10 protein-coding genes and 1 tRNA gene are annotated in these 7,482 nt (G+C 40.2%); 1 reads left to right on the top strand and 10 read right to left on the bottom strand.

Annotated features, from left to right (window positions below; all coding sequences use genetic code 11):
- Positions 1–172 precede the first annotated feature (172 nt).
- The 3 genes from Q0A12_RS03135 to Q0A12_RS03125 form a co-directional block, all read right to left on the bottom strand.
- Positions 173–814: an HD domain-containing protein gene (locus tag Q0A12_RS03135; RefSeq protein ID WP_291291251.1), complete on the bottom strand. Its 642-nt coding sequence runs from the start codon at positions 812–814 to the stop codon at positions 173–175.
- Between the two features lie 168 nt (positions 815–982).
- On the bottom strand, positions 983–1,183 hold the full coding sequence (locus tag Q0A12_RS03130) for a cold-shock protein (protein ID WP_086275065.1): 201 nt from the start codon (positions 1,181–1,183) through the stop codon (positions 983–985).
- 267 nt (positions 1,184–1,450) lie between these two features.
- A complete protein-coding gene (locus Q0A12_RS03125; protein ID WP_291291250.1) occupies positions 1,451–2,575 on the bottom strand; it encodes a hypothetical protein in 1,125 nt (374 codons plus the stop codon).
- A gap of 177 nt (positions 2,576–2,752) precedes the next feature.
- Between Q0A12_RS03125 and Q0A12_RS03120 the strand changes: the two genes are divergently transcribed.
- Positions 2,753–2,824: transfer RNA gene (locus Q0A12_RS03120), tRNA-Arg, on the top strand.
- 242 nt (positions 2,825–3,066) lie between these two features.
- Here Q0A12_RS03120 and Q0A12_RS03115 read toward each other — a convergent pair.
- From Q0A12_RS03115 to Q0A12_RS03085, 7 genes are all read right to left on the bottom strand, one after another.
- Complete coding sequence (locus Q0A12_RS03115; RefSeq protein WP_291291249.1) at positions 3,067–4,248, bottom strand: GNAT family N-acetyltransferase; 1,182 nt, start codon at positions 4,246–4,248, stop codon at positions 3,067–3,069.
- A gap of 54 nt (positions 4,249–4,302) precedes the next feature.
- Positions 4,303–4,716 carry a DUF3284 domain-containing protein gene (locus tag Q0A12_RS03110; protein ID WP_291291248.1) on the bottom strand — a complete coding sequence of 138 codons (414 nt, stop codon included), beginning with the start codon at positions 4,714–4,716 and terminating at the stop codon, positions 4,303–4,305.
- Positions 4,713–4,901 carry a DUF3188 domain-containing protein gene (locus Q0A12_RS03105; protein ID WP_003126909.1) on the bottom strand — a complete coding sequence of 63 codons (189 nt, stop codon included), beginning with the start codon at positions 4,899–4,901 and terminating at the stop codon, positions 4,713–4,715. The genes Q0A12_RS03110 and Q0A12_RS03105 overlap by 4 nt, the downstream gene beginning before the upstream one ends.
- A gap of 54 nt (positions 4,902–4,955) precedes the next feature.
- On the bottom strand, positions 4,956–5,177 hold the full coding sequence (locus Q0A12_RS03100) for a hypothetical protein (protein ID WP_291291247.1): 222 nt from the start codon (positions 5,175–5,177) through the stop codon (positions 4,956–4,958).
- Between the two features lie 100 nt (positions 5,178–5,277).
- Positions 5,278–6,714, bottom strand: a complete 1,437-nt coding sequence (locus Q0A12_RS03095; protein ID WP_291291246.1) for a PTS sugar transporter subunit IIC — start codon at positions 6,712–6,714, stop codon at positions 5,278–5,280.
- Between the two features lie 88 nt (positions 6,715–6,802).
- On the bottom strand, positions 6,803–7,120 hold the full coding sequence (locus Q0A12_RS03090) for a PTS lactose/cellobiose transporter subunit IIA (protein ID WP_291291245.1): 318 nt from the start codon (positions 7,118–7,120) through the stop codon (positions 6,803–6,805).
- A 23-nt stretch (positions 7,121–7,143) separates the two neighbouring features.
- The gene (locus tag Q0A12_RS03085; RefSeq protein WP_086275072.1) at positions 7,144–7,461 is read right to left on the bottom strand and encodes a PTS sugar transporter subunit IIB; all 318 of its coding nucleotides are present in this window, start codon (positions 7,459–7,461) and stop codon (positions 7,144–7,146) included.
- Positions 7,462–7,482: the final 21 nt, after the last annotated feature.

Raw genomic sequence — 7,482 nt, 5'->3', positions numbered from 1 at the left:
CCGGTATTCCGGAACAAGTAGCCCATCTGGTCTTGTTTCTCTCTTCCGAAGAGGCAAGCAATATTTCTGGAACAGAGGTTTATGTGGATGGCGCAGAATCATTGCTATAAATGAATTTGAAAAACAAGCAAGAAACAGGCGCGCATTCTCATGCCTGATTCTTGCTTGTTTTTTATAGACTCTCGTCTTTGATAAGATTGGCGATTTCTTCTAGAAAATTTTCTCTTCCATAAAAATCGGCGTTCAATAGCTCAGGGAAAACTGCTTTAAAAAAATAGGCTACACTGGGCCGCTGGTTAAATTGTTTGACTGTCATCACGGCTTCACGAAACATTTCTTTATAGACTTTATCTGGATTGCTTTTGGAAATTTCTTCAAAGGATTCATAGAGCAAATCAATTTTATCGGCAATCGCCAATAACTGTCCCTCCAAGGAATCATCTTTCCCATCAGCTAATCTGCGACGATACGTAGGCTGAAGTGATTCTGGAATCTCTTCTTCAATGAAAGTATCCGTCATCTTTTCTTCTACTGTGGAAAGCATTTGTCGCAACTCTTTGTTAGCATATTTGACAGGGGTTTTGATATCACCAATGAATCGTTCGGTGTAATCGTGATTTAAGGCTTTCTCATAAAGAATCTGCCAATTGATGGAATTTCCCGCCTGTTCCTCAATGTCCGCTAATGTCTGAGCAATCATTGCGACTCGAAACGAATGAGCGGCAACACTATGTTCTGTAAACTTAAAGAACCCTGGTGCCCGTTGAATTTTTTCCAAATTTGCCAGCCCCAAAATAAATTCATTTAGTCCCATCACTAAACCTCCCTTTTCTTTCAAGTATAACAAATCCCCAAAAGACGAACAAATCTTGACTCTGTTGAGTCATCACAACCACTCTCCCTTGAAGTAGACTGCTTCTTTTGTCACATTCAAGACACAAAAAAAGAGCAGCTAGGCTGCTCTGATAGGTAAAAGTTAAGTTTACGCTTTGTTAACGTTAGTAGCTTGAGGGCCACGTTGTCCGTCTTCGATATCGAAAGTAACTGCTTGACCTTCTTCTAAAGTTTTGAAGCCGTCACCTTGGATAGCTGAAAAGTGAACGAATACGTCGTTTCCGTTTTCTGCAGTGATGAAACCAAAACCTTTGTCTGAGTTAAACCATTTTACTGTACCTGTTTCCATAATAAAAAATCCTCCTTGTGTTAAAACACATATTTTGCAATTACTTGTATATGGTGAAAATGTGGGAGATGTTTTAAAATGAAACAAGCTACCATAAATTACCGTAACAAAAACTACACTTCGTATTATAGCACAGTTTTTCTGTTCTGACTATGGCTAACGTAAAAAAAATGAAAACGCAATTATTTCTTAACTTTTTCGGTGTTTTATAACAAAAAAAGGCAGCCCATCGGCTCCCTTTTTTTGACTTCTACCCTTTGCTTAAAACTAATACCGCAAAATCGCGGTTAAACTCTTTTCATCCGGTGCCTCTTTTTGCTCTACGATAAAAACATCTCCACTGTTTTCCAATACATTTTTAGCTAATTCATTCAAGACTTGTCGACGGTCATACTCCGTGTCGGGATCTTCGCCAAACCCATCGACTAAATTCGAAGTCGCGATAAAGAGCTGTGCAATTCGTCCTTCTTTTGCTGCTGGGACGATATCCACTAACTGATCCATGAACTTGCGATCGAGCAGCTTGTTGTAAGAAGCAATTTCATTTTGCTTCAGATCATCAATCAGTTTTTGCCCACACTCCGCAATTTGTTGTGGGGATAATGAAGCAGGTGATGATGCAATGCACGCCTCTTTTTTGAAGTAACTTGTTTTGGCAATTTTCTTAAACAATGTTTGGTTTTCAGGGAGTGCAAAAAGATAAAGTGGTAAATTTTCTTCATTTGGAAATTCATTTTTAAAATAATTGTCTACCGCTTGATAGTAATTGACGTGATCGATTTCAACTTCTTCGTCTTTGGCACTAAAGCCATGATAGGCAACGCCTTCGCCAGAGCTATTGGGACCGCCTTGTGCACTATAGTTGAAGTCGCCGCCCCCACTGATTTCTTCTCCAAGAGCAGTCTCAATGTCGATAGGTGCGTCTTTTGGCAATTCCACTTCAGTAACTTGTTTATTTTCCACACGATACAATTTCATCGAGTCCCGATTCAATGCAAGCAGATAAAAGGCATAATTAAACTGGGCATTTTTGATGATCGCTAACAGGTACGGTGTATCGCCGACATAGTATTGATCATCTACAGGAATACTCAAACGGTGAACCAACATTACTTCTGGGGTAAAAATTATCGCAACACTTTTAGTGCTGCTGCGCCAAAACGTCTGATCTGCAAGCAACGCATCCATTTTTTCCTGAATTTTGTGCCATGAATGCTCGGGATATTTCTTCTCAAATCGTCGTTTTGCTTCTTTGGCAAAGTTCTTGAATTTGATTTGATCTTTCTCGACATTCTGGTGACCCACATGAGTATTTAGCATGATCGTGACAAATGGTCCTTTGATTCCGTCAGTTGTTAATTGTGACAAAAAAGCTTTCCCAAATTTTACCATTCAACATTACCTCCTACTTGATCGGTTACACTTAAAGTGTACCATGCCTATTTTTATCCATAAAGCAAAACGATTGTCTCTACAATGTTTCCAGTCTGTTCTCATTGGCAATCAAGAAAAATAACTATGACTTAGGGTTGCAGGAGGAAGAATTTACAGGTAAAATAGGTTTGTTGTGTTCCCTTAGTTAAATGGATATAACAAGTCCCTCCTAAGGATTAGTTGCTGGTTCGATTCCGGCAGGGAACGTTTGCGTCCGATAGACCGTGTTAAACTCTTGCCAGTCAAGAGTTTTTTTGTTTTTACTGCAAAAGAAGGGCACATTTGAAACAATATTCCCCCACCCCAATCCTTTTTTTCTAAGAGACAAAGTTGACAATTACGGCCAAAAAAACAATCCCTCTGATCGATCTGCACTTTTTTAAAGAATGTCTGTTTCAGACACAAGCGAGGGATCAGAGAGGATTGTTGGTTCAGAATTCTCCAATAAATCAGAAATAGTCTTCTAATATTGGTTTTCCTGTTGGAAGATTATATTTGATACTAGCTATAGCAGCGTCGTCGGCCGCTAATTGTTCCAAGAAGACCATTGTTTCAATCGTTTGGTAACCCATAAACATTTGAACAAAACGTTGGGGGCTTGCTTTTAGCATCGGTAACTGGGTATGGGCTACTTTTTCCACTGAATGCTGGCCATCTTTAATAGCAACTTCGTAAATGCCGTTGTTCCATGGGGCATATTTGTCTTCTTGAATAGCAATAGCAAAGGCGCCATCTTGTTGATACGTAAAAGGATAGTCTTTCAAGAAGCCTTTGACATTGACCACTCGCGCCATCATATCTGGTCTGACTTGATAGTGTGCCATCGGTTTAGCAGCAATTGCTTGACGAATGTCATTGTCGAAACTAGGCTGATAAATGATTCGAGCAACGGAATCCGCATGGGAAACGATCAACCGATTTAACCCATGATAAGCTTCGATATTCAGATATCCCCACTCTTCAATAATGAATTTTCCTTCTTGGATCGTATAAATCAAATACCCTGTGGCCTGTCCAGCGGCATCGCGATAAATGGCAAAAGTATAAGGTTTGCGATACGTAAATTTGATGGTTTCCCACCAGTCTGCTCGTTGCAATGCCCCTTTTTTATGTCTTGGCATGGCATGATAAATCTCGTGGATCACATCTTTGGCTTCTGTCCAAGGCAAGCGTTGGATCGTCCCTGTTACTTTAGGACTATCTGCCCACTCATGTGCCGGAACATCATAGACCATACGTTCAAAGACATATTCATAGCCATAGCGACGATAAAACGGAAAAGAAAAGGGGGCCAGATAGGATAGGATAATGCCTTGCTCGTTGCAATCTTCCAAGATACGAGCCATGATACGATCGATCCTTCCTTGACTCCGATATTCCGGATAAGAGGCAACAAACCCAATTCCTGCCATCGGATAGCTTATGCCATGGAAATCAACGGAAAAGGGGGTAGCCATAATTTGACTGGCTAATTTTCCCTGCTCATCATAAGAGCCATAGTTCCATGAATTTTCTGCTAATAAGCGGTAACGCTCTTTATTTTTTTCACTTAACTCCCATTGAAAAGCATAAGCCACTAAGTCCAACACTTCTTGTGGACCTGCTTCACTCATTTTACGTACATCACTCATCCAAATTCCTCCTAATACTCCCTAAAAACACAAAAAAGGCGTCACAGGACCCCTTTAATATGATTCTTCCATCATAACCAGCATTTTTTTGAATTGTTTGCGCTTGAAATAACCTAAAATCGTTCCCAAGAGCATATCATTCAGTTGCTGTAAAATGCCAAATGACTTCATCGTTTCAGTATAACTCACTTTTGTCTGTTTGTCGTTAAGCGCTGATATTTCATAACGAACGACAAATTCATTCTTTGTGGTCTCTGTCCGAAACTGATAGACTTGATTTTCGATAAGTTCCTCAATTTTGATTTTTGCACGACTGGAGGCTGAAAATTCCTTGACGTACTCATAACCGGCCAACTGTTTGCGAGAAACGGTTTTGCCTGTTGCCTTGCGGATATCAAAGATTACTGAGTCGATTATCTTATCGAAAAAGACTTGACTTGGAACGTTCAATGTTTTTTCAATTTTCATTTAGACTGTCCTCCATTTGATTGATCAGCTTTTTTCTTGCCTTTCATAAACAACAAACCGCCGCCTATCAGTAAAGCAATTCCAGTGGTGAAACTGAAAATGTCTAAACGCATATTGCTTGGGTTCATGCTATACAAAATTACAAGCAACCCGATACTACACAAAAATAAGCCGTTTTTTATCATTTTGATTCATCCCTATCTATTTAATAGTCCCTGACATCCCTACAAAAAAAGAGATTAAACAGCTGCTGCTTGAAAGTATAGCACAGATCCCCATGGTTGCGCTTTGATCAATTCTTTTGCTTTTTTAGCGGCTGCTTCTGAATCGTCAGCAGTTGTAGTAAAAATCAGCTTGATCCCTTGTTTTTCTTTGAAAGTGTAAGATACACCGTCCTCGTTATACCCTTCTAATAACTCTTTGATTGCGTCCTGTTGCATAGCACTTGCGATTGAAATCATCTTTATTCCTCCTTGATAACTTGTGTGATGCGGTATTCAAAAATGAAAAGAACTGCTACCTCAACCTATGAAGCGATAGCAGTTCCTCTCGATTAAAGGGCTATTCGCCTAATTTTGGATCGATTTTGTTTGCTGAAATAACAAATGGTGCCCAGATAGCGAAGGTTACCACCATACATACTAAGGTAACGATCGGTGCACGCCAGTCAGCTCCTGTTGCCAAGAATGATAACAGCATTGGCGGTACCACCCAAGTAACTTGTTGAGAAACGGGTGCGACCAAACCAAAGTAAGTAGCTAACCAACCAATTGTTGTAGCAACAAGCGGTGCGATAATGAATGGAATGAACATGATCGCATTCAATACGATTGGCAAACCGAACATTACTGGCTCATTGATGTTGAAGATACCAGGTCCGATCGACAATTTAGCAACCGTTAGATAATCTGCACGTTTCGAGAATACTAAGATTGCGATCAACAGAACGATCGTTCCTCCTGAACCGCCAAACCATGCAAAAGCATCGAATGAACCACGAACCCACATATACGCTTTGCCATCTTCAATAGCCGCTAAGACGGCGCTTGTACCTGTTTTTCCGTCATATCCTTTTTGGAAAATATCGATATTGATCAATTGAGCTTGACCCCAAACACCTTCCAAAACTGGTGCCAATACGTTTGGACCATGAATACCAAAGAACCAAAAGATTTGTACGAAAACAGTAACGATCAAGACTGCACCTAACCCTTGAGACAATCCCAAGAATGGTTCAGCAATGTATTTTTGAACGAGATCAATAATCAATTGTCCGTCCGTAAGTTTTCCGACAATAAAGTTAATAATAGCAATAACATACAAAGCGATCGTTGCCGGTAAAATTGCGGCAAAAGCTTTTGAAACTGCTGGTGGAACAGAATCTGGCATTTTGATGGTAATATTGGCCAACATTAATTTACAGAAAATGATAACTGAAATTGCACCCATAATCATTACAGTAAAGTAAGCATTTCCATTTAGATGGTTTAAATTTAACCAACCCCAACCGCCAGCTGTAATTCCATCTGCTGTTGCAGACCAGCCAGTTGTTGCTGTCCCAGCATTGATTTCATCCATCAAGTTTGCAGGAACTGTTGTTGCAACAGATGTGCTGTAAGAAAAAGCAATCCCTTGAATCAATGTCGCCATTCCGACGATCCCGCCGGCAAGGTCATTGACACGATATGCTCGTGCTAGGTTATAGCCCCATGAAAAAGCAAAAACCAAACCTGCTACAGCAAGCGTACCATTCCAAACAAACCCATTAATACTAATAATTTCACGTATAACTGGAATCGTACTTGCATCATAATCCGGCCAAAACTGTGGCGGCAAGTCACGAATGATCGCATTGATCATTACGGCGATCGAACCAGCCATTGTCGCGGGCATTGTCCCAATAAACGCATCACGCAACGCTACTAAGTGCTTTTGTGCACCAATCTTCGCTGCTACGGGGAGAATGTATTTCTCCATCCAACTCGTTAATCCATCCATTTTTATGTCCTCCTATAAGTTCTATTCGCCAAAGAAGATTTTTCTAAGAGATAAAATCAACAAATAACTCCTTCTATCCGTTCAAAGATTATTCGTTAGTCATACGTCGATAAATATCTATGATTTCTTTCGCTAGATCTGTAAATGCAATCGATGTCATTAGATGGTCTTGCGAATGAACCGTCAACAAGGTCACAGTCATATGGTTTCCTTGTGCTTCTTGTGTCAACAAACCAGTTTGTGAATGGTGTGCTTCGACTAAAGATGCTTCAGCATCCGCAATCTTTTGGTCCGCCAATTCAAAATTTCCTTCTTTGGCTGCCGCAATTGCCTCCATTGCATCACTTTTTGCATTTCCGCCATACATGATCAAACCCATAATGGCTTCCAAATTTTGCTCGTCCATCAAAAAATCCTCCTCTTACTTCACTACTTCATTAAGCTTTCTGCTTGTGCTAAAACTTTTTCGCCATTCATCATGCCATAATCTGCCATGTTGATGACTTCTAAAGGAATCCCTTTAGGTGCCAATTTTTGCTCAAATTGTGATTTCATAAAACGTACTTGTGGGCCTAACAATAGAACATCTACCGGTTTTGACTCTAAATGTTGATCTGCTTCTGAAGCGGAAACTGCAAAAATATCTGCTTCCATTCCTTTTGCTTCAGCCGCTTTTTGCATTTTCGTTACCAACAAACTAGTACTCATGCCAGCAGAACATACGAGCATAATCGTTTTCTTCGCCATCTTTGTCACTCCTTTCTAAAT

The organism is Enterococcus sp., assembly GCF_022711995.1.
GTDB lineage: Bacteria > Bacillota > Bacilli > Lactobacillales > Enterococcaceae > Enterococcus_D.
This window is presented reverse-complemented; position numbering and strand designations above follow the sequence as displayed.

What these genes read in the sequence shown, in the direction of transcription:
- Q0A12_RS03135 (WP_291291251.1), bottom strand. Translation starts at nt 814, where the DNA reads ATGGGACTAAATGAATTTATTTTGGGGCTGGCAAATTTGGAAAAAATT.
- Q0A12_RS03130 (WP_086275065.1), bottom strand. Translation starts at nt 1,183, where the DNA reads ATGGAAACAGGTACAGTAAAATGGTTTAACTCAGACAAAGGTTTTGGT.
- Q0A12_RS03125 (WP_291291250.1), bottom strand. Translation starts at nt 2,575, where the DNA reads ATGGTAAAATTTGGGAAAGCTTTTTTGTCACAATTAACAACTGACGGA.
- Q0A12_RS03115 (WP_291291249.1), bottom strand. Translation starts at nt 4,248, where the DNA reads ATGAGTGATGTACGTAAAATGAGTGAAGCAGGTCCACAAGAAGTGTTG.
- Q0A12_RS03110 (WP_291291248.1), bottom strand. Translation starts at nt 4,716, where the DNA reads ATGAAAATTGAAAAAACATTGAACGTTCCAAGTCAAGTCTTTTTCGAT.
- Q0A12_RS03105 (WP_003126909.1), bottom strand. Translation starts at nt 4,901, where the DNA reads ATGATAAAAAACGGCTTATTTTTGTGTAGTATCGGGTTGCTTGTAATT.
- Q0A12_RS03100 (WP_291291247.1), bottom strand. Translation starts at nt 5,177, where the DNA reads ATGATTTCAATCGCAAGTGCTATGCAACAGGACGCAATCAAAGAGTTA.
- Q0A12_RS03095 (WP_291291246.1), bottom strand. Translation starts at nt 6,714, where the DNA reads ATGGATGGATTAACGAGTTGGATGGAGAAATACATTCTCCCCGTAGCA.
- Q0A12_RS03090 (WP_291291245.1), bottom strand. Translation starts at nt 7,120, where the DNA reads ATGGACGAGCAAAATTTGGAAGCCATTATGGGTTTGATCATGTATGGC.
- Q0A12_RS03085 (WP_086275072.1), bottom strand. Translation starts at nt 7,461, where the DNA reads ATGGCGAAGAAAACGATTATGCTCGTATGTTCTGCTGGCATGAGTACT.